Raw genomic sequence first — 19,453 nt, forward strand, 5'->3', positions numbered from 1 at the left:
AGGGGCATCCCTCGGTCAATACCGGTAGTACGGGTGGTAATACGGGTGATAGTAGGGATGGTAATAGTACGAGTGGTAGTACGGGCGATAACAGCACGGGGCCGGATACGCCGGATACGCCGGGTACGCCGGGTACACCGCACACCCGCCCAACCCCAGCAGGACCAGGGCGCACAGCAACAATCGTAAACGGGACATGTTCGATTCCTCCCACGTGATCACGCGAAACAGCTCGCTTGACCGTTAAACGCGCGCACGCCGGCCGATCCGTCGCGATGGGAAGTTAAAGATTTATTTAGCGAAGGATTTTCCACGCCGCTGCGTTTAACCGATAAGCCGCCTTCATTCGAGGGCGGCAGCACGGAGAACCAAGGCCATGGCACGCATGTCCCGAGCGGTACGCGCGCTTTTACTCATTCCCTTGACCCTGGCGGCCCTGGCGAGTACGCCCGCCTTTGCCGACACCATCATCATCCGCCAGGCACCCCGGGTGATCGTGGTACAGCCTCCACCCCCACCGATCTATTACGCGCATTGGGGTTACGGGCCACGCCCCTATTACTCTCCACGCCCCTACTACGGTTATGGCTACTCCCACCGGCCGCATTGGGATCACGGCTGGCGGGAGCGCCATTGGCGTTGATCAGCCGATGCTGACGCCGTCAGCCCATAGCCCACCCTGCCCCACGCCGACCAGGGTCACCGAGTCGGCGCCAAAGGTGAGCACCGTGTCCGCACCGACCACCTTGGCGTGATCACGCAGGTCGGTGCTGCCTTCCACATCCTTGAACACCAGCTTGTCGGTGACCTGGTAGCCAATTACCCGATCGTTGCCGAAGTGGCCGCTGAACAGGAAGGTGTTATGCCCGCTGTTGTCGCGGATCGTGTCATTGCCCTTGCCGCCTTCGATAAAGTCCGCGCCCTTGCCACCCTGGATCAGGTCGTTGCCGTCGCTGCCGATGATGAAGGTATTGCCCTTGTGGGCCTCGGCATTGCGGTTCAGGTCCTGCACCCAGGTGTTGGCCCGCGCCGGGTCGGACAGGTTGGCGACGATCACCGTCGAGTCGCGGGTCATCTGGTCATAGAACCCGGATTCGAGGATACGCGTCATGCCATCGCCATAGCCGAACGGCAAGTGGGAAAGCCAGGTCGGCAGGTTGACGATGGAGAACGGCAGCACATTCCACAAGGTGGAGGCGTAGTGATCGTTGAAGTTGACGATGTTGTCGGTGGTCGATTCATGCGGCTTGTCGTGCACGCCCAGGGACGACAGGTTGAAGGATGAGCCATCCAGTGCGCGGAAGACCGGGTCATTCTCATAGCCGACATTGAGCACCTTGTCGCCGGCGCTTTGGGTGGGCGACGCATAGGCCACGTAGTTGGCGTCCTGGTAAAAACCCGCCCACTTGCTGTTGCTCAGGTCCGCCATGCTGTTGACCGCCAGCCCGCCCAGGCTGTGGCCGCTGACCAGCACGTCCTTGCCGGTCAGGCCATGGGCGCCGGCATAATCGGCCACGTTCTTGAGCAGGTTCCCGAACGCTTCGCCCGCATAGTTCTTGGCATAATCCTTAGGCCCCAGGGCGGCCAGCAGATCGCTGATCAGGTCGCCGATGGAGTCACTGATCAGGTGCTCCCGTGGCCCCGAGGTGCCGCGAAAGCTGATACCGATTTCCTGCAATTTGCCGGCGTCATCGTATTTGCCCAGCACCTCGACCTGGGCGCTGGTATAGCCGGCCTTTTCACCGAAGAACGTACCCCGCTGGTCGACCTTGCCCTCATAGCCCAGGGTCGCGGCGCTGATGGGCGTCCAGCCGGCTTTTTGCACGGCTTCAAGGGCGGCTTTTTCCGAGTCGGGGTTCCAGGGGATGCCCGGAATCACGCCTTGTGAATCCGTGCTGCCCAGCAACGCCGTGACCAGTGTGGCGGGCAGGCCGAGGCCAAAGCCGTTGTGCTGGTAGCCCACGGCAAAGCCGTTATCCAGGTTGTGATAGGAATACAGCGTGATCGCCATGGCGTCGGCAAACAACGCTTTGGAGCCCTCGGTGCCGAGGTTTTTATAGTCAAAGATACCCATGGTAGTGCCTCTCTGTTGTTGGATTTGTCGAGAAAGCGTTTGTCCTATGTCGAACGTATGTAGTGAGCGGGCTTGCCCCGCGCTGGGGGGCGAAGCCGCCCCAACCCAGACACCTCGGTCTCCCTGAAACACCGCAGCGCCCCTGTTGGGGCGGCTGCGCCGCCCAGCGCGGGGCAAGCCCGCTCACTACACGGTCAGAAGGCCCAGTCGAGGCTCAAGCCGACGCCGTGGACGTTCTCCTTGCTGGCCAGCAGGCCGTTGTAGTCAAAGTTCACCCGTGCATCCTTGGTCAACGCCAGGCTGACCCGGGCCCCCACCAGCGCCGCATCACGCACCAGCGGCGCGCTCTGCACCGCAAACGTCGGGCCGCCCGAGGCAAAGGCCAAGGACTGCTCGGAACCCACGCGGCTCAGGTTGTGCTGCCAGCCCAGGGTGCCGGACACTTCCAGCGCCTGGTGATCGTTGAGGTTGATCGTCTTCAAGGCACGTGCGCCCAAGGTGCTCAGCACCACGTCGCGGCTGTCGTCGCGGCCTTTGAGTGCGGCGGCATCCCCCTTCTCGGTAAAGCCATCGGTGTCCAGGTGCACGTAGGCCAGGTTGGCGAACGGTTCCAGGGCCAACGGTTGCAGGTTGACGCGGTAAGCCGCTTCACCGAACACCTGGGTGCTGCGGGCGTCGACCTTGGCTTTCTGCTTGCCGGAAACGTCGCCGTATTGCAGGTCACGCTTCACATCGGCGCGATGCCAGCTGTACGCCGCGCCGCCGCTCAGGCGCAAGGCGCCGATTTCATGCCCGGCATAAGCGCCCAAGTGGTAGCTGTCGACCGAGGCGCGACTGTGGGTGTCGTTGCCCACGTTCAGCGAGGTATCGCTGTAGCCGGCAACCAGACCGATGCGAGTCGCCTCGTCCAGTGCGCCATCCACCCCGGCAAGCATGCCGCCGATGGACGTGGTGTAACCCGCCGTCTCACTGCGGCTGTCGGTCTTGCCCCACGCGCCCAACGCCTTGACCCACACGTTGCCACGGCTGTCGAGGGTATCGCTGCGCGAGCCCATCTCACCGTTGCGCAGGCGCTCGCCCACGGCTTCGCGCACATAGCGGCTGTCGTTGATCAGCGCGCTCTGCAGGGCCGGGTAGATCTCGCCGGTCAGTTGCTGGAAGGCACCTTGCGCCGAGGCGGCATTGGGTGCCAGCAACAGGCTTTCATACACCGCATTGCCCGCGCCCAATTGCTCGGCGGCGCCGGCCACCGCACGTTGGTTAGGCGTGGCGGCGACGCTGGCAAAGCTGTTGGTGCGCGCCACGTCCAACTGCACACCGGTGGCGCCGTAGTTCAAGGTGCCACCGATAAACAGGTAGTTGGGCAGTACCGCGCCAAAGGCGCCGGTCACACCGCCGGCGGCCTGCAGGATGTTGTACTGCCGCCCGATCAGGCTGTCGGCCTGTGCCGCGCTCAACAAGGTCGGGCTGTTTTCCAGGGCCAGGGTCACGGTGCCGCCGTTGAGGGTGGCGGTGCCACCGGCAACGATCCGGTCGCTGCTGGTCGGCGACAACTCCACCGCGTAGGTTGAACCGGCGTCAAACGTGACATTGCCCGCCACATTCAGGGTGCCGATGGAATTGCCCGGCGCCACGGTGCCGCCGCTTTTCGCGGCCAGCGAGCCGATACGCCCGGAGCCGCCCACCACACCGCCCTGGCTGACGCTGACGTCGGAGGTCACCGAACCGTTGATCGCCAGCAACCCCTGGTTGACCAGGGTCGGACCACTGTAGGTATTGGTACCGGTCAGCACCAGCGTACCGATGCCCTGCTTGGTCAGGCCGCCGTGGCCCGAGATATCATTGCTCCACACATCGCGCCCGCAATGCACGTCGGTACACAGGCGCTGGGTGGGTTTGCCCGCGTCCACCACGGCGCCCACGCCCGGCAGGTCGGCGACAAACTGCCCGCTGCCATAGGCGCCATCGATACGGAACTCGGCGGGAATGTCCTCGGCCGTAATGAACATACCCGGCCCGTTGACCGCCTTGCCCAGGTTGATCATGCCCCAGCCATACAGCGAATCGATACCCGGCGCACCCAGGTCGGTGGCGGTGGTTTTGAGCACGGTGGAGACCTGTTCGCCGCTCATGTACGGGAAGCGTTCCATCAACACGGCTGCGGCGCCGGCCACATGCGGCGCGGCCATCGAGGTGCCGTTTTTGTTGGCCCAATCGGTGGTGAGGTTCTCCAGCGTGGTGCCATTGATGATCGAACTGAAGATCTTGGTGCCCGGCGCCGACACGCAGAAACTCGCCGCATAACCACAGCGCGACGAGAACGTACTGATCACATACGGCGTGGCACTGGTGGTGTCCGGGTTTTGCTGCAATGCCGCCACCGACAGCCAGTTCGGCGCGATTTCCGGCACAAAGTACGCCAGGCCCGACATCGCATCCGGGTTGTTGCGGTTGTAGTCGTTACCGGCGGCGAAGATGGTCAGCACACCGCTGCGTGCGGCGTCGATGGCCCCTTGATAAGCCCCGCCGGCCAGCGTGCCGAGGATCGGCCGGATATTGTTGAACTGCGCCTGGGCTTCGTTGACCGTGAAATTCGGGAACGCCGGATCACGGCCGCCCTTGGCGTACTGCGCACCGATGCCGATCCCCCAACTGTTGTTGATGATGCGTGCGCCGCTGGCCACCAGACCGTCCCAACCGGCTTTGTACACCGCACCGTCGTTGCCGAGGATGATGCCGTCTTCGGGACCTGGGTCACCGTTTTCCGCGCTGAGGATCTGCGCGTTGAACGCTACGCCGTGCATCGGCCCGCCATCGCGGTTACCGGCGGCAATACCGCCAACGTGAGTGCCGTGGTTGCCCAACTTGCCGTTGGAATCCTGGGACGGCGTGCCGTCATAGCGGAACGCGTCGCCCGCCTTGACCGGAATGTAAGGGTCGGTGTACTGACGGATGCCCTCGGTGACAATCGTCACCACTTTGCCGGGGCTGGCGAATTCCGGGTGCTGGGCATACACCGGCTGGTCGAAAATCCCCAGCTTGACGCCCTTGCCGGTGTAACCGGCGGCGTACGCGGTGTCGGCCTGGATGGCGCCAAGGCCCCAGTCAGCCTTGAACTCATTGCTGCGCCAACTGGCGGCGTCGCCCAACTTGCCGGTTTCCACATAGGGTGCGGCCTGGGCGGTTCCCAGGGTTGCCAGGCAGCACAGCAGCGCGCCGTATGGCACGCAGCTCAAAGCCTTGAGCGGGTAGCCCGGGCCGGTGTGAGTGGCGGTAATTCGTTTGTTCACGGTGACCTTCCTTAGTTTTCTTGGTTTTTCTTGTTGAACTCAGAACTGCCAGTTGAGGCTCAAACCCACACCCTGGGTTTTCTCGCTGCCCCCCAATTGGCCGGTGTAGTCCAGGTTGACCCGCGTGGACGGGCTCAACGCCAGGCTGGCCTGCACGCCGACCAGCGCCGCATCGCGCAGCAGCGGCGAACTGCCCACGGCGAATGACGGCCCGCCGGCGACAAACGCCAAATGCTCTTGCGATTGCACCGCACTGAGGCTGTGCTGCCAGCCCAGCGAGCCCGACAGTTCAAGCTGCTGGCGATCATTCAAAGGCAGGGTTTTCAGCGCACGCACGCCCAGGGTGCTGAGCACCGCGTCACGCTGATCGCGGCTGCGCTCCAGCGCGGCGGCAGCGCCTTTTTCGTGGAAGGCATCGCTGTCCAGGTGCACGTAGGCCAGGTTGGCGAACGGCTCCAGGGCCAGGGGTTGCAGGTGAATGCGGTAGGCCGCCTCGGTGAACAATTGCGCCGTGCGCGCCTCAAGCTTGACCTTTTGCTTGCCGCTGACCGCGCCGTACTGCAAGTCACGCTTTACATCGCCGCGATGCCAGCTGTAGGCACCACCGACGCTGACGCGCCAATCGCCCAGCTCGCGCCCGGCATATGCGCCGAAGTGGTAGCTGTCGATGGACGCCGATGCATGGGTGCCACTGCCCATGTTCAACGAACTGTCGCTGTAACCGGCGACCACGCCGACACGGGTCTGCTCATCCAGCTCGCCGTCCACACCGGCCAGCAGGCCACCGATGGAGCGGGTCGAACCCGCCGTTTCACTGCGGCTGTCAGCCTTGCCCCAGGCGCCAAGCGCCTTCAGCCACAGGTTGCGTTCACCGCTCACCGGCACATGCCGCAGGCGCTCGCCCACGGCATCGCGCAGTTGCAGGCTGTCGTTGAGCAGCATCGCGCCGATCGCCGGATAGATCTCGCCGGACAACTGCTGCAAACCTTGTCGGGCGGTGGCCACCGAGTCCGACAGCAACACACTCTCGTACACCGGATTGCCCGCGCCTAACTGCTCGGCTGCGGCGGCCACATTGCGCTGGTTGCGGGTAGCGGCCACGCTGGCGAAGGTAGCGTTGTTGCGTCCTACATTCAGTTGCACGCCGTTGGCCGCATAGTCGAGTGTGCCGCCCAGGAACAGGTAGTTGGGCAACACCTGGCCGAACTGGCCCTGGATGCCGCCCGCCGCCTGGAGGATGGAGTACTGCTGGCCGATCAGGCTGTGTACCTGGCTCTGGCTGAGCAACGTGGGGCTGTTTTCCAGCGCGAGGGTGACCGTGCCGCCACCCAACAGCGCTTTGCCTCCCGCCACGATGCGGTCGCTGCTGGTGGGGGTCAGTTCCACGGCGTACGTGGAGCCTGCCGCCAGGTTCACATCGCCGGCCACTTGCAAGGTGCCCACCGAGTTACCCGGCGCCACGCTGCCGCCGTTGTTGACCGACAGCGCGGCAATCCGCCCGGAGCCGCCGAGGGTGCCGCTGTCGTTGACCGTCACCGCCGATGCCAGCGAACCATTGACCGCCAGCAAGCCGCCGTTGACCGTGGTCGCGCCGCGATAGGTGCTGTCGCCACTGAGGACCAGCCGCCCGCCGCCGGACTTGATCAGGCTGCCCTCGTACACCCGCTGGGCGGCGGCCTGGTCGCGTGCGGTGCCGATGGCGTAATCGGTCTTGTCCTGCTGGCTGGCATTCGCGGCCACGCCGTTTTGCCAGCCCTTGTCGAGCAGGGTTTGCTGCCAGGCGGCGTGCTCGGTGCGGTCTTCGGCCTGGCGCTGGATCAGCGCCTGATCGGTGATGCCATTACTCCACACATCGCCTTGCCCGGCCGCGAGGTTCACGTTCATCGCGCCCAGCAGCTGTCCCGGCCCGTGCATCGCCCGGCCCAGGTCCGGCACACCCCAACCGACCGTGGTGTTGGGGGCTTGGGTGATCGAACCATCGAGCTGCGTCGCGGTGGTCAGCAACACCTGCAACGCCTGCTCATTGTTCATGTACGGGTAGCGTTCCATCACCAGCGCAAGCGCGCCAGTGGCGTGGGGCGCCGCCATCGAAGTGCCGGATTTCACGCCGTAGCCGCCGTCGGGGATGGTGCTGTTGATCAGCGCGCCCGGGGTAGAAATGCACCAATACTTGGCGATACCGCACTTGTTGTACTTCTGGTTGTTGGCTTTATCCAGGCCCGACACCGCGAGCCAATGCCCTTCCAGCTCCGGTTGGAAATACGGCAGTGCCGAGCGCACGCTGGCATTCGCATAACCACTGTTGCCGGCGCTGAACACATTGATCACGCCGGCCTTGGCCACGTCCGCCGCCGCATCCAGCCAGGTGCCCTGGTTGTAATGCTGGGCATAGGCGGCGTGCAGATCGCCGAGGGTCTGGTAGCTGACATCCTTGGGCTGGCTGCCCCAACTGTTGTTGATGGCGCGCACGCCGGAATCGACCAGCGCGCTGTACACCGTCTTGAAGTATTGGGGGTCCGGGGTCGGGCCGAACAGGAAACTGTCGTTGGCGTTGGTATTGCCCACGTAGATTTGTGCGTTGTAGGCCACGCCATGCATGCCCACGCCGTCACGGGACGCGCCCATGGTGCCGGTGACATGGGTGCCGTGGGAGTCGTTGTTGGGGTTGAGCGCGCCGGTAGTGCTGAACGGGCTGCCATTGACGTAGGTGCCGGTGGCCGTGACCGGGTGGAAGCGGTCCTTGGCCGCCTCCGGGTGGTTGGGGTCGAAGCCTGAGTCGAGGGCGCCGATTTTTACGCCGCTGCCGCTGATGCCTGCGGCGTAGGCCTCATCCGCCTTCATGCGTCCCAGGCCCCAGTCACTCTGGAACTCGGCGGTGCGCCAACTGGCGGGGTTACCCGCTTGACCGGTCTCGGTGTATGCCGCCTGCGCCGCAACGGACAACAGCAGCAAGGAACCGGCGGTAAAGGGTTTGAAGCGAGGTGAATCGGTGATCATCTAAACCATCCTTATTGTTTTTTTAGACGCTCATTTCACCGGGCCGAAAGCCTCATCGACTTTCGCCAGGTCGGTGTCACGCAAGTTGCCGGCGTAGTAATGCAATTTGGTCCAGGCCATCAGGTAGTCATAACGCGCCTGGGCCAGGTCGCGACGGGTGCTGTACAGCTGCTGTTCGGCGTTCAACGCGTCGAGGTTGACCCGCTCACCGCCGAGGATGCTTTGCCGGGTAGACACCACCAGCGCTTCAGCCGAAACCAGGGCTTTTTGATAGGCGCGCAACTTGCTCACCCCCGACAGGCAGGCGCTGAACTGGCGACGCAGTTCGATCAAGGTCTCGCGGGTCTTGCCTTCCAGCTCGTACTCGGCTTGCTCCATGGCACGGCTGGCCTGGCGGGTGGACGCGGAGACGGCGCCACCGGCATACAGCGGCAGGCTGAATTCGACACCGATGGTGTTGGTGTCATAGCGCTGGTTGTAGGTGTTGCCGCTGTCGGACTCCTGGCGACGCGAGCTGGCGTACGCGGTGATCTTCGGCAAATGCCCGGCGCGGTTGCGTTCCACCTCATAGTGCGCCACTTCGACCGCCTGGCGCTGGGACGCCAGCGTGGGGTTATTGCTGATCGCCAGCTCATGCCAGGTGTCGTAGTTGGCCGGGGTCAAGGTGAAGGCGGCGAAGCTCTGGTTCAGGGGCGCCAGGTCATGGATGTCGACGCTCTGCACGCCGATCAAGGCCCCCAGTTCGCGCAGCGACGCGTCTTGTTCGTCCAGCGCCTGGATTTCCTCGGCGGTCGCCAATTCATAACGCGACTCGGCTTCCAGAATGTCGGTGCGCGTGCCCTCGCCTTGCTGGAACAGATGCTGGTTCTGCTGGAACTGTTGCTCGTACGCTTTCTTCTTGGCGCGGGCAATGTCGATCTGGTCCTGGGCGAACAACGCCTGGGTGTAGTAACTCAGTACCCGCACCAGCAGCGCCTGGCTCTTGTCGCGAAAGCTCTCGTCGGCAAACAACGCCTGGGCCACGCCCTTGCGGTAGTTGGCATAGGCTTCGTAGTCGAACAACGGCTGTTGCAGGCTGAACGTGGAGCCGTAGCTGTTGTAGTTGCGGTCGTCGCGATAGGAGCCGCCGCGGCCATCCGGCAGGTGCGCCTCGGAGTTGTTACGGCCCTTGTTGTAGTTGTACGACAGCCTCGGCAGCAGCCCGGCACGACCGATGGTACGGTTCTCCAGGCCGGCATCGCGCTCCTTGATCGCCCCGAGGAAGACCGGGTCGTTACGCAGGGCCTGTTCGTACACATCGAACGGGCCCATGGCCGCTTGCGCACTGCCACAGGCCAACAGCAAGGAGATGAACACTGACTTCATGCTCATTCCTCGGTCAACGCGGAGCCGGCGCGGTCGAGCAGCGGCTTGAACAGGTAATTGAGCAACGAACGCTCACCAGTGCGCACGAACATCTCGGCGGGCATGCCGGGCTTGATCACCAGGCCGTGGAGTTTTTCCAGTGCCGCGTCACTGACGCTGCTACGCAGCACGTAGTACGGCGCGCCGGTTTTTTCATCGAGCATCTGGTCGGCGGAGATCAGGCTGACCTCGCCCGGCACACGCGGGGTGCGGCTCTGGTTGAACGCCGTGAACAGGATGTCGACCGGCAGATGGGTGCCCACCTTGTCCACCAGATGCACCGGCAGATGCCCTTCCACCTCCAGGCGCGTGCCCTGGGGCACGATCTCCAGCAGGGTTTCACCGGCCCGCACCACGGCGCCTTCCGTGTGCACGCCAAGGTTGACCGCAATGCCGTCGGCCGGCGCGTTGATTTCGCTGTGCTGCAGGTCGAAACCCGCCGAGGTCAGCTGCTGCTCCAGGGTCAAGCTGCGCAGCTGGGCGTCGGCCAGTTGGCTGCGCACCTCCTTTTGGTATTCCTCACGGTGTTGCTGCAACTTGAGGCGCGACTCGAGGATGCCCTGCGCGACACGACCGCTTTCCCCGGTGTTTTGCGCCAGGCTCTGCTGGACCTGGGACAGCTGACGCTGATAGTCCATCAGGCGGTTGCGCGGGATATAGCCATTGTCGGCCAGGGGCTGCAGGTTGCTCAGTTGCTCGCGCAGCGATTGCGCCTGGGCAGTGAGGTCGCTGCGGGCACGGCGCATGCCATCGAGCTGTGCGCTGGCGCCTTCGATGTTCGCGCTGATGCCCGCCTGCTCGCGGGCAAAGGCTTCGCGGCGGCTGCTGAAGAGTTGGCGCTGGCCTTCAAGCACCAACGCCAGCGCCGGGTCGGGGTTGGCACTCAACTCGGCCGGAAAGGTGATGCTGGATTGGTTGTCGCGCTCGCTCTGCCAGCGGGCGACGCTGGCCCAAGCCAGGCGGTATTGGGCCTGGAGCGACTGCACGTCGGCTTGATGCTGGGTCTGGTCGAGCAGAAACAGCGGCTGGCCTTGTTTGACCGCCTCGCCCTCCTTCACCAGGATCCGGCTGACCACGCCTGGGCTGAGGGTTTGCACAGCCTTGCGCTTGCCCGACACCACCACCGTGCCTTGCACCGGAATCCCTTGGTCCAGTGGGGCCAGGCTGGCCCAGAGGAAAAAACCGCCGGCGCCGACAACCGTCAGCAACCAGCCCATCTTGACGAAAAAACCGGCGTCTCGCTGCTTGAAAGGGGATTCGAAAGTGGTACTGCTCATGCGCCTGGGTTCCTTGCGGCTGGGTACTGACGGCTAAGGCTCACTCCGGCCTTTTCCCGTGGTGCTTCCGGCTGGCCCGACAAGGCGCGCAGCACTTCCTGGCTCGGCCCGAACGCCTGCAACCGCCCTTCGTTGAGCACCGCCAATTTGTCCGCCTGGGCCAGCGCCGAAGAGCGGTGCGTCACCAGTACCACGCTTGAGCCCTGGGCTTTCATCTGCACGATGGCGCTGGCCAACGCGGCTTCGCCCACGGTGTCGAGGTTGGAGTTGGGCTCATCCAGCACGATCAAGCGCGGCGCGCCGTACAGCGCCCGGGCCAGGGCCACGCGTTGTTTCTGGCCGCCTGACAGACCGCCACCGTTGTCGCCCAGCACCGTGTCGTAGCCTTGCGGCAAGCGCAGGATCAGTTCATGCACCCCGGCCTGTTGTGCCGCCCTCACCACCAGCTCCGGGTCGGCGTCGCGAAAGCGTGCGATGTTGTCGGCAATGCTGCCGCTGAACAATTCGATGTCCTGGGGCAGGTAGCCGATATGTGGGCCGAGGTCATCGCGATCCCAGCGGTGAATATCCGCGCCGTCCAGGCGCACCGTGCCCGCCAGGGTCGGCCATACCCCCACCAGCACGCGGGCCAGGGTGGATTTACCGGAGCCCGATGCGCCGAGCACGCCCAGCACTTCACCGGCCCCCAGGTTGAAGCTGACTTGATGCAGGGTGGCCAGGCGTCGCCCCGGCGGGCCCGCACTGACTTGCTCGAAACTCACCTGGCCCTTGGGTGCCGGCAAGGCCATCTGCTCGACTTGCGGTGGAAACTCACGCAACAGATCGTCGAGGCGTTGGTAAGCCAGCTTCGCCGAACTCCACTGCTTCCACACCGCGATCAATTGGTCGATCGGGCTGAGTACGCGCCCCATCAGAATGGAGCCGGCGATCATCATCCCGGCGGTCATCTGGCCCTTGATCACCAGCCATGCACCCAGGCCCAGCACCAGCGATTGCAGGCACAGGCGCAAGGATTTGCTCAGGGAGGTGATCACCGAGCCGGTGTCGCTGGCCTTGTTCTGGTAACCGAGAAATTGCGCATGCACGGCGAACCAGCGCTTGCGCAGCGCACCGAGCATGCCCATGGCCTGGATCGTCTCGGCGTTGTGCAAATGGCTGGTGGCCAACTGCGTCGACTGCTGGGAAAAGGCGCCCGCCTCGCCCAGCGGCTTTTTGGTCAGGTATTCGTTCAGGCAAGCCAGTGCGATCAAGATCACGGCGCCTGCCGTGGCCAGCACGCCGAGCCAGACGTTGAACAGGAAAATCACGAACAGGTAGATGGGAAACCACGGCGCATCGAAAAATGCGAACAGCGCAGGCCCGGTGATGAATTGGCGGATCACCGTCAAATCGCCCAGGGACTGCCCGGCATGCCCCTGGCCCCGTTGCAGGTTGCGTTCGAACGCGGCCTTGTACACGCGCAGGTTGAAACGCTGTTCCAACTGGCTGCCGATACGGATCACGATAAAACTGCGCACCACTTCCAGGGTGCCGATAAAGGCAAAGAAGCCCACGACCATCAGTGTCAACATCACCAGCGTGGTTTCATTCTGGGAGGACAGCACACGGTCATACACTTGCAGCATGTAAATCGACGGTACCAGCATCAGCAGGTTAATCAACGCGGTGAAACAGCCGATGCTGATCAAAATACTTTTGTATTCACCCAATGCCCTGAATAAGGGCACAACCGCATGGGACTTCGCCATATTTATTGATCTTCCCTGAAGCGAATACGCGCAATAGTTGCCCAAGCCCCTGACTAAGGGACGGCCAACTATGAAATCGAGTTATAGGCTTATAACGATTAACTAAGGTGTGCGTTGCAATATAACTTCCGAACCGGAGGCGGTGCGCCCTTTATATTCGCCTTCTTTCTGGCGATTCAAATGGGTAATACCGGTGCCTTCGGCGTTCATCAACCAGATGCCGTCCGGGGTCGGTGACCAGGTCAGGGGTTTGTCTCCCAGCCATTGCTCGACACAGGCGACATCACCGGCCAGCGCATTGGCCTGTTCCAGCAGGTCCAGCGCGCAGACCTGATCCTGTTGCTTGAGCTGCCAATGCCCGGCCAATTGGGCGCTGGTGGGTAATACGAGACTGCTCGCCATTGCTTGGGCTCCTGCCAAAACGAACAACACCTGCGAAGCACAGGCGATCAAATGGGAAAAACGCGGCATCTTCTGCTCCATCATAGAGCGCGGCGCCGTGGCGCCGCGCGCTTTACATCAGGCTACGATGTCGCTGGTTGCCGCCTGGCCAACGGTGGTGACGAGGAAGTCCGCCACGCCATGCCCAGAGAAGTCCACTGCCAACGTACCCAGGTTGGTACCCGAGGCGTAGGTCAGTACAGCATCGCCGGCATGCCCGGTGAATGCATTGACGAAGCTTACGCCTGCACCTTTGGTGATACCGGTGAGGTCGATCTTGTCGGAACCGGAGGTGAAGTCAAAGATCTTGTCGGCCGCACCCGGCTTGGAGTCGGAACTGGCACCGTACACGAAGGTATCGTTGCCGGCGCCGCCCCACAGTTGGTCCGCACCGCCGCCGCCGTAGATGATGTCGTTGCCGGCACCGCCCTTGATGAGGTTGGCTGCGTTGTTACCGATAATCAGGTCGTTGCCCGAACCGCCGAAGGCGTTTTCGACCGTGACGCCCTTGGCGATGGACACGTTGCCCACCAGGCCGCCGACGTCGGAGAACGACGCTTCATTGAGGTTGATCTTCTGGTTCTGGGTAAAACCGGAGAAGTCCAGGGTGTCATTGCCGCCACCGTCCCATACCGAAAACACCAGCTTGTCGGCATTGGAAGTGGCGCTGTAGAAATCACGCCCGGTGTTGGAGTTGAAACCGTAGGTGGTGTCGCCGGCACGCGTGTTGTAGTTGGCGCCGTAGAGCTTCTGGATCGCCGCGATGTCGTCGATCAGCGGGCCCGAGGAGTAAGCCTCGACCCCGCCTTTACTGAAGTTCTGGTTGGTGTTGCTCTCGCTCCAGTAACTCATGACGCTGTAGCCACGCGTGTCCTGTCCATAGGTCGCGTCGTTATAGGTCGGGTTGCCATTCCCGGCGTTGTAGTCGCCAGGGTGAGCCAGGCCCAGGGTGTGGCCGATTTCGTGGGTCAGGGTCTGCCGGCCATAGTTGTTCAGGTCCGGGGTCTTGTTCGGCGTGTAGCTGTTGTTGGTCAGGTACCACGAAGTGCCGTCGTAGCCTGCGCCGGTGCCGGGCAGGTAGGCGAAAGCCGCTGCGCCGTCCTGGCCACCGCTGTAGTTGCCGAAGGTCATGTGTGCATCACCACCGGAAGCCTTTTCGGTAAAGGTCACGTTGGCGACATCCGACCAGGATTGCATGGCCAGTGCGGCCTGTGCTTTTTGCTGGGCGTTGAATTGGCTGAACCCGGAAATGCCATGTTTGTTCATGGTGGCCGAGGACGCCGAGGTGAGGAAGGTGTAGGTCAGATCGATCTTGCCGTTGCCATCAAAGTCCCGGTACGCGGCACCATCCCGCAGCAGCTGGGTCGCTGCCTGGTCCACGGTGTAGGACGGTTTGCCATTGACCGTGAGGTTGCCGCCACGGTCGTACAGATGGCTGAAACTATCGATCTGCGAATACGCTGTGCTGGTTTGCGCTGCAGAAACAATAGCTTTGTCTTTTACTTTTGACATAAACGTACTTCCTTGTTTGCAAGTGCATCAGTCTTTGTTCGATAGGAACCTCGCGGGCGAGATCGTCCTATCACTCGCCTCTTTTGAAGGCGTATCGAAACTGACACAACCTGAAATCTTTCGTCTACAAATATTTCCGCATTGAAACTGTGACGTAGATTCAACTTGAGGAAGTGCTCTCCAGCATTTATTGGGGGCCATTGCTTCTGCGCGGCCAATTGTCGCCCACTGTTATTTAAATATTAAATATCGGTAAAGCCGCTCAAGTTGAGCGGCACACTTGATAAATGGATCCAATATATTGTCACGGTGTCATCTACAACATTAAAGAGCCACTATCTGCACTATTAAAGTGCTTTGTCCCCTATTACCGGGCCACACTCCAACCCGACTTGTTCAACGCGCTGATCAGCCTCTCGCCGGCAAGTCCCGGCACGCTGATGCCGTCTTGCGTGGTCATGTCTTCACCGGCCAGCAAGGCATTGATGATCGCCTCCTCCACCGCCTCTGCCGCCGCGCTGAACAGCGGTGAAATATGGTCGTTGTTCACCATCTGCAGGGGCGTGCTCAGCGGTAGGTCCTTGCGCCCGTAATCGGCCGGTGGGATCGCTTGGTTGCCGGTGGCGAACGCCAGGAACAGATCGCCACTGGAGTCTTCAGTGCCGCCGCCGGTGCGGGCGATACCGACCGAGGCACGCTGTGCCAGGCGTCGGCATTGGTGCGGCAATAACGGCGCGTCGGTGGCGAGGATCACCACAATCGAGCCCATGCCGGGCGTACCGCGTTCGGCGAACGGCGAAGGGATCTCCATCAGATGACGCCCCACCGGGTAGCCATCCACACGCAGTTCCTGGCGTTTGCCATGGTTGGCCTGCACCAGCGCGCCGACCGTCCAGCCCCCCTGCTGCGCCGGCAAGCGCCGCGATGCCGTCCCGATGCCGCCCTTGAACTCGTGACAGATCATCCCGGTACCGCCGCCCACCGCGCCTTCCTGCACCGGGCCGGATTCAGCGTTATCCAGCGCCGCGCGCACATGCTCAGGCTTGACGTGCTGGCCCCAGATATCATTCAGCAGGCCGTCGTAGGTTTCCATCACCACCGGCATGCACCAATACACGGCCGGGTCTGCCAGGCGCTCGCGCTCCAGGGCGATCAACGTGTCGCGCACCACGCCGATGCTGTGGGTGTTGGTGATGGCCAGCGGTGTGGTCAGCAGCCCCGCTTCGCTGATCCATTCAAGGCCAGTGGCGTCACCATTGCCATTGAGCACGTGATAGCCGGCAAAGCATGGTTGATGGCGCGCCTCCCCGGCCCGTGGCTGGATGACGCTGACGCCGGTGCGCACCTGTTTGCCGTCGATGCAGGTCTTGAGCGTGGCGTGGCCGACCCGCACGCCCGGTACATCGGTGATTGCATTCAATTCGCCGGGCGTGCCCAGCCCCAACGTGATGCCCAATTGACGTGCACGCATAACCACTCCTTACAATTTCTGAAACGCCGGACTCAACCGGCCACTGATGCAATACAAAATCACCGACGTGGCCAGCAAGCCGATGATGATCATGATGTCCCGGATCGACGCAGCCGCGATCAGGGTCGTCAGTAAATAACCCGCCCCCAGCACCGCCAGTAACGCCGGCAGCGGCCACAGCGGCATGCGGTAAGGATGCTCACGATCACGCAGCAGCACCCGGCTCATCAGCGCACTCAACGCCACCACCAGGTACACCAGCATGATCAGCAATACGCTGAATGAGGTCAGGTCCGCCAAATTCGAGCTGAAACTCAGCAACGCCGAGGGAACCGCCAGAAACAGCGTAGCCAACCAGGGGGAATCCCAGCGCGGGTGGATACGCGTGAAGCAGCGATTGATGGTCGGCGTCCACAGTGCATCGCGGCCACTGCTGAACACCACGCGACCGATCTGGATGACGATGGCGACGATGGCATTGAACACCGACAGGAAGATGCCTGCGCTGACCAGGCGTGACAGGGTTTCATTGCCGTGGCTGGTCAGCAGGTAGCCGATCGGGTCGGGGCTGCTGATCATCGCACTCAGGGACGGCGCGCCAATCAACAGCGCGGTAATGGGCACTAGCTCGATCACCACCACCAGCCCCAGCGACCACAATACGGCTTTGTGTACGCCTTTGCCGCCACACTTCATGTCTTCGGCCAGCAGCACGGCCGGGCCATAGCCATTGAACGAAAACAGGCCGATACCGACCGCGCCGATCACCAGGCCCCAGGGCGCCAGATGCAACATGCCGTTCTCGACAATCTGCGGTTGCAACAGCACGCTGGCCGGCTGCACCGGGTTGCCGAAGCCGATGCACACGATCACCAGCAGTGCCGCCACTTCCAGCAACAGGCAAGTGCCGGTGATCCAGGCATTGAGCTTGATATTGAGGATGCCCAGTGCGTAGCTGCACACCACGATGACCAGGGCCACGGTTTGCGAGTCGAATTTCGTGCCCAAGGCGTTATTGAGATACGTCGCGGCTCCCGTTGCCAGTACCGGCGGGATAAACAGCAACATGACCAGCACGGTCAAAAACGTCGCATAACCGGCCATGCCGCCGAACACGCGCTTGGCGTAGACATATTCACCCCCTGCGCTGTTATGGGCACGCCCCAGTTCGGCGTAGCAGAAGGCGAACATCAGTGCGAGCAAAGCGGCCATCACAAAGGCCAGGAACACACCACTGCCGGCCTGTTGGATGGCAAAGGGCGCGATGACGAACACGGAACTGGCCGGAGTGACCGCCGAAACGGTGATGGCCACCACATCGAAGACGCTCAAGGTCGGCTTGAGCACGCCGTCTGGCGCGGGAGAAGCACTCATATCGTTATCCTCTATCGTTGTTTTTGGTGTGAGGCAGAAACGAAAAACCGGATGGGTTGCGGGATATGTTTCCCGCTGAATGAGCACGAAGGTATCGGCTGCGACGGCGTCAGCCAATTCCCCTATTGGGGTACTCCCCTTGACGGCCCCCGGCAAAAACCCAACCCTTGACCGATCTATTCGAGGCCGGGAGCCGTTTAAATGAGCCTGTTCAGGGAAATCGGCATGCATGCAGGGCTGGGGCGCACCCTGTCACAGATCGGCACCGATCGTTTCTGGAAACAACTGGTGCTGTTACTGCATCAGTGCCTGCCCTTCGACAACGCCCTGGCGATCTTCTACCCACTGGAAGGCCCGCCCCAGGCGCTGGAGGAATACGACGCCCAGCCCAGCAGCAAACCGGCGTCGATGCTGGTTTACCTCAATGGCTTGTATTTGCTCGACCCGTTTTTCCAGGCGTGCCGCGAAGGCTACCCCAGCGGTGTGTACCGCCTCGAAGAGGTGGCGCCGGACCATTTTCGCCAGAGTGAATACTTCCTCAACTACTTCCACGACAACGTCCTGGAAGATGAGGTGCAGTTCATCCTGCAATTGCCGGGGGCAGGCACCTTGTCATTGTCGCTGGGCATGCAACGCCGGTTCAGTTTTGAAGAAAGCGGGCTGATGACCACGCTGGCGGCGTGGGTGCTGCCGTTGATGCAGCAGCATTGGCAACAAAGTACTCAGCGAGTGCCGGCGATGGACAGCCAGATCAGGGACGCCCTGAGCCATTTCGGCTGCGGCGTGCTGTCGGAGCGTGAGCTGGAGGTCGCGCGGCTGGTGCTGCGTGGGTTCTCGTCCAAGGCCATGGCCGAGCGCCTGAATATTTCACCGGACACGGTGAAGGTGCATCGGCGACATCTGTACGCGAAGCTGGATATCTCGTCACAACCGGAGCTGTTTTCGTTGTTTATCCAGTCGTTGGGGCATGATCTGGAGAATCCCTGAGGGCCGGGTGTCACTACCCAATAAAGAGCGGCTTTCTGAAGTCGACGTCAGAAAGCCGCACTGTCGGTTTTGAGCCTTTCAAACCTTTCCGAAGATACTGTACACAACGTCTATCTCATTCCCCTCCCGGGTTTTAGCCTCCACACGTCCTCGAATCCACACAATCGGACCGGACGTAATAAACAGCACCTCGGCACTGACTGCTGGGCGGCCCTGAGTTGAGCCATGGGGAACGTAAGTAACACTCACTACTTTGTCCGCTAATGTGTAAGTACCGCTTGGCGTGTCAACACCCTTAATCTCGACCTGGATGATTGCTGGCGCTAGCGGATCTGAACCTTCCATCCTGCCAAAAAATCGAATATTTCCGCTTTGTTCGTCGCGATAGACCGATGTCGATATGAAAATACTCGGCACACCGCCAGTGGTTACCGCACCCACCATACTGCCGAACGGGCTGATTTTCGGCAGGACGATATTAGGGACGTTTGGCATAAAAACTCCTTTTTTCATTTGATGACTAATAGGCATCAGGAGCTTAAGTCAATCGCTCAAAAATAAAACCTGTCAGAAATGACAGTCTAAGAAATCGGTTTTTAATCGCTAGAAACTCTATGGACCGCGCCTGCCATGGTGGCCGGCTCCATAGGCGGCCTGCCGCACCTTTTATCATTGGCTTAGGCCATCACGTCCGCGTAAAGCCCTAGTCCCAGCCAGTTAAACCGCCTGATACCGAACGCAGCCTTGTAGTGAGCGGGCTTGCCCCGCGCTGGGTGGCAAAGCCGCCCCAACATGCGCCACGGTATTTCAGGAGGACCGAGGTGCCTGGGTTTGGGGCGGCTGCGCCACCCAGCGCGGGGCAAGCCCGCTCACTACAG

At 62.0% G+C, this 19,453-nt stretch carries 14 protein-coding genes; 2 read left to right on the top strand and 12 right to left on the bottom strand.

The genetic code is table 11. The annotated features are described in order from the left end of the window. Window positions 1-15: 15 nt before the first annotated feature. Window positions 16-198, bottom strand: coding sequence for a hypothetical protein (locus ACQRBV_RS21890; protein WP_411984090.1), 183 nt, complete (start codon window positions 196-198; stop codon window positions 16-18). A gap of 178 nt (window positions 199-376) precedes the next feature. Between ACQRBV_RS21890 and ACQRBV_RS21895 the strand changes: the two genes are divergently transcribed. Next, window positions 377-643 carry a hypothetical protein gene (locus tag ACQRBV_RS21895; protein ID WP_081086958.1) on the top strand — a complete coding sequence of 89 codons (267 nt, stop codon included), beginning with the start codon at window positions 377-379 and terminating at the stop codon, window positions 641-643. On the opposite strand, the gene ACQRBV_RS21900 is transcribed toward ACQRBV_RS21895, so the two are convergent. From ACQRBV_RS21900 to ACQRBV_RS21945, 10 genes are all read right to left on the bottom strand, one after another. Next, on the bottom strand, window positions 644-2,074 hold the full coding sequence (locus ACQRBV_RS21900; RefSeq protein ID WP_104993756.1) for a polyurethane esterase: 1,431 nt from the start codon (window positions 2,072-2,074) through the stop codon (window positions 644-646). 194 nt (window positions 2,075-2,268) lie between these two features. Continuing rightward, window positions 2,269-5,352, bottom strand: a complete 3,084-nt coding sequence (locus tag ACQRBV_RS21905; protein WP_411984407.1) for an autotransporter outer membrane beta-barrel domain-containing protein — start codon at window positions 5,350-5,352, stop codon at window positions 2,269-2,271. Window positions 5,353-5,403: 51 nt separating this feature from the next. Further along, window positions 5,404-8,361 carry an autotransporter domain-containing protein gene (locus ACQRBV_RS21910; RefSeq protein WP_411984089.1) on the bottom strand — a complete coding sequence of 986 codons (2,958 nt, stop codon included), beginning with the start codon at window positions 8,359-8,361 and terminating at the stop codon, window positions 5,404-5,406. 30 nt (window positions 8,362-8,391) lie between these two features. Further along, the gene (locus ACQRBV_RS21915; protein WP_161548130.1) at window positions 8,392-9,726 is read right to left on the bottom strand and encodes a TolC family outer membrane protein; all 1,335 of its coding nucleotides are present in this window, start codon (window positions 9,724-9,726) and stop codon (window positions 8,392-8,394) included. Window positions 9,727-9,728: 2 nt separating this feature from the next. Then, window positions 9,729-11,042 (bottom strand): HlyD family type I secretion periplasmic adaptor subunit, encoded by a 1,314-nt coding sequence (locus tag ACQRBV_RS21920; protein WP_411984088.1) that lies wholly within the window; start codon window positions 11,040-11,042, stop codon window positions 9,729-9,731. Continuing rightward, a complete protein-coding gene (locus ACQRBV_RS21925; protein WP_411984087.1) occupies window positions 11,039-12,790 on the bottom strand; it encodes a type I secretion system permease/ATPase in 1,752 nt (583 codons plus the stop codon). The genes ACQRBV_RS21920 and ACQRBV_RS21925 overlap by 4 nt, the downstream gene beginning before the upstream one ends. A 102-nt stretch (window positions 12,791-12,892) precedes the next feature. Beyond that, window positions 12,893-13,261 (bottom strand): AprI/Inh family metalloprotease inhibitor, encoded by a 369-nt coding sequence (locus ACQRBV_RS21930; protein WP_411984086.1) that lies wholly within the window; start codon window positions 13,259-13,261, stop codon window positions 12,893-12,895. 48 nt (window positions 13,262-13,309) lie between these two features. Continuing rightward, on the bottom strand, window positions 13,310-14,743 hold the full coding sequence (locus ACQRBV_RS21935; RefSeq protein WP_244383527.1) for a serralysin family metalloprotease: 1,434 nt from the start codon (window positions 14,741-14,743) through the stop codon (window positions 13,310-13,312). A gap of 367 nt (window positions 14,744-15,110) precedes the next feature. Continuing rightward, a complete protein-coding gene (locus ACQRBV_RS21940) occupies window positions 15,111-16,214 on the bottom strand; it encodes a P1 family peptidase (RefSeq protein WP_411984085.1) in 1,104 nt (367 codons plus the stop codon). A 9-nt stretch (window positions 16,215-16,223) separates the two neighbouring features. Further along, a complete protein-coding gene (locus ACQRBV_RS21945; protein ID WP_411984084.1) occupies window positions 16,224-17,588 on the bottom strand; it encodes an APC family permease in 1,365 nt (454 codons plus the stop codon). Between the two features lie 201 nt (window positions 17,589-17,789). Here ACQRBV_RS21945 and ACQRBV_RS21950 point away from each other — a divergent pair, with 201 nt between their 5' ends. Next, the gene (locus ACQRBV_RS21950) at window positions 17,790-18,575 is read left to right on the top strand and encodes a helix-turn-helix transcriptional regulator (RefSeq protein ID WP_411984083.1); all 786 of its coding nucleotides are present in this window, start codon (window positions 17,790-17,792) and stop codon (window positions 18,573-18,575) included. Between the two features lie 78 nt (window positions 18,576-18,653). Here the strand turns inward: ACQRBV_RS21950 and ACQRBV_RS21955 are convergent, their stop codons facing one another. Beyond that, the gene (locus tag ACQRBV_RS21955) at window positions 18,654-19,070 is read right to left on the bottom strand and encodes a hypothetical protein (protein WP_411984082.1); all 417 of its coding nucleotides are present in this window, start codon (window positions 19,068-19,070) and stop codon (window positions 18,654-18,656) included. Window positions 19,071-19,453: the final 383 nt, after the last annotated feature.

It is taken from the genome of Pseudomonas sp. R11F (genome assembly GCF_050312575.1).
Lineage (GTDB): Bacteria > Pseudomonadota > Gammaproteobacteria > Pseudomonadales > Pseudomonadaceae > Aquipseudomonas > Aquipseudomonas palleroniana.

What these genes read in the sequence shown, in the direction of transcription:
- ACQRBV_RS21935 (WP_244383527.1), bottom strand. Translation starts at nt 14,743, where the DNA reads ATGTCAAAAGTAAAAGACAAAGCTATTGTTTCTGCAGCGCAAACCAGC.
- ACQRBV_RS21890 (WP_411984090.1), bottom strand. Translation starts at nt 198, where the DNA reads ATGTCCCGTTTACGATTGTTGCTGTGCGCCCTGGTCCTGCTGGGGTTG.
- ACQRBV_RS21930 (WP_411984086.1), bottom strand. Translation starts at nt 13,261, where the DNA reads ATGCCGCGTTTTTCCCATTTGATCGCCTGTGCTTCGCAGGTGTTGTTC.
- ACQRBV_RS21920 (WP_411984088.1), bottom strand. Translation starts at nt 11,042, where the DNA reads ATGAGCAGTACCACTTTCGAATCCCCTTTCAAGCAGCGAGACGCCGGT.
- ACQRBV_RS21945 (WP_411984084.1), bottom strand. Translation starts at nt 17,588, where the DNA reads ATGAGTGCTTCTCCCGCGCCAGACGGCGTGCTCAAGCCGACCTTGAGC.
- ACQRBV_RS21950 (WP_411984083.1), top strand. Translation starts at nt 17,790, where the DNA reads ATGAGCCTGTTCAGGGAAATCGGCATGCATGCAGGGCTGGGGCGCACC.
- ACQRBV_RS21900 (WP_104993756.1), bottom strand. Translation starts at nt 2,074, where the DNA reads ATGGGTATCTTTGACTATAAAAACCTCGGCACCGAGGGCTCCAAAGCG.
- ACQRBV_RS21955 (WP_411984082.1), bottom strand. Translation starts at nt 19,070, where the DNA reads ATGCCAAACGTCCCTAATATCGTCCTGCCGAAAATCAGCCCGTTCGGC.
- ACQRBV_RS21910 (WP_411984089.1), bottom strand. Translation starts at nt 8,361, where the DNA reads ATGATCACCGATTCACCTCGCTTCAAACCCTTTACCGCCGGTTCCTTG.
- ACQRBV_RS21925 (WP_411984087.1), bottom strand. Translation starts at nt 12,790, where the DNA reads ATGGCGAAGTCCCATGCGGTTGTGCCCTTATTCAGGGCATTGGGTGAA.
- ACQRBV_RS21940 (WP_411984085.1), bottom strand. Translation starts at nt 16,214, where the DNA reads ATGCGTGCACGTCAATTGGGCATCACGTTGGGGCTGGGCACGCCCGGC.
- ACQRBV_RS21915 (WP_161548130.1), bottom strand. Translation starts at nt 9,726, where the DNA reads ATGAAGTCAGTGTTCATCTCCTTGCTGTTGGCCTGTGGCAGTGCGCAA.
- ACQRBV_RS21895 (WP_081086958.1), top strand. Translation starts at nt 377, where the DNA reads ATGGCACGCATGTCCCGAGCGGTACGCGCGCTTTTACTCATTCCCTTG.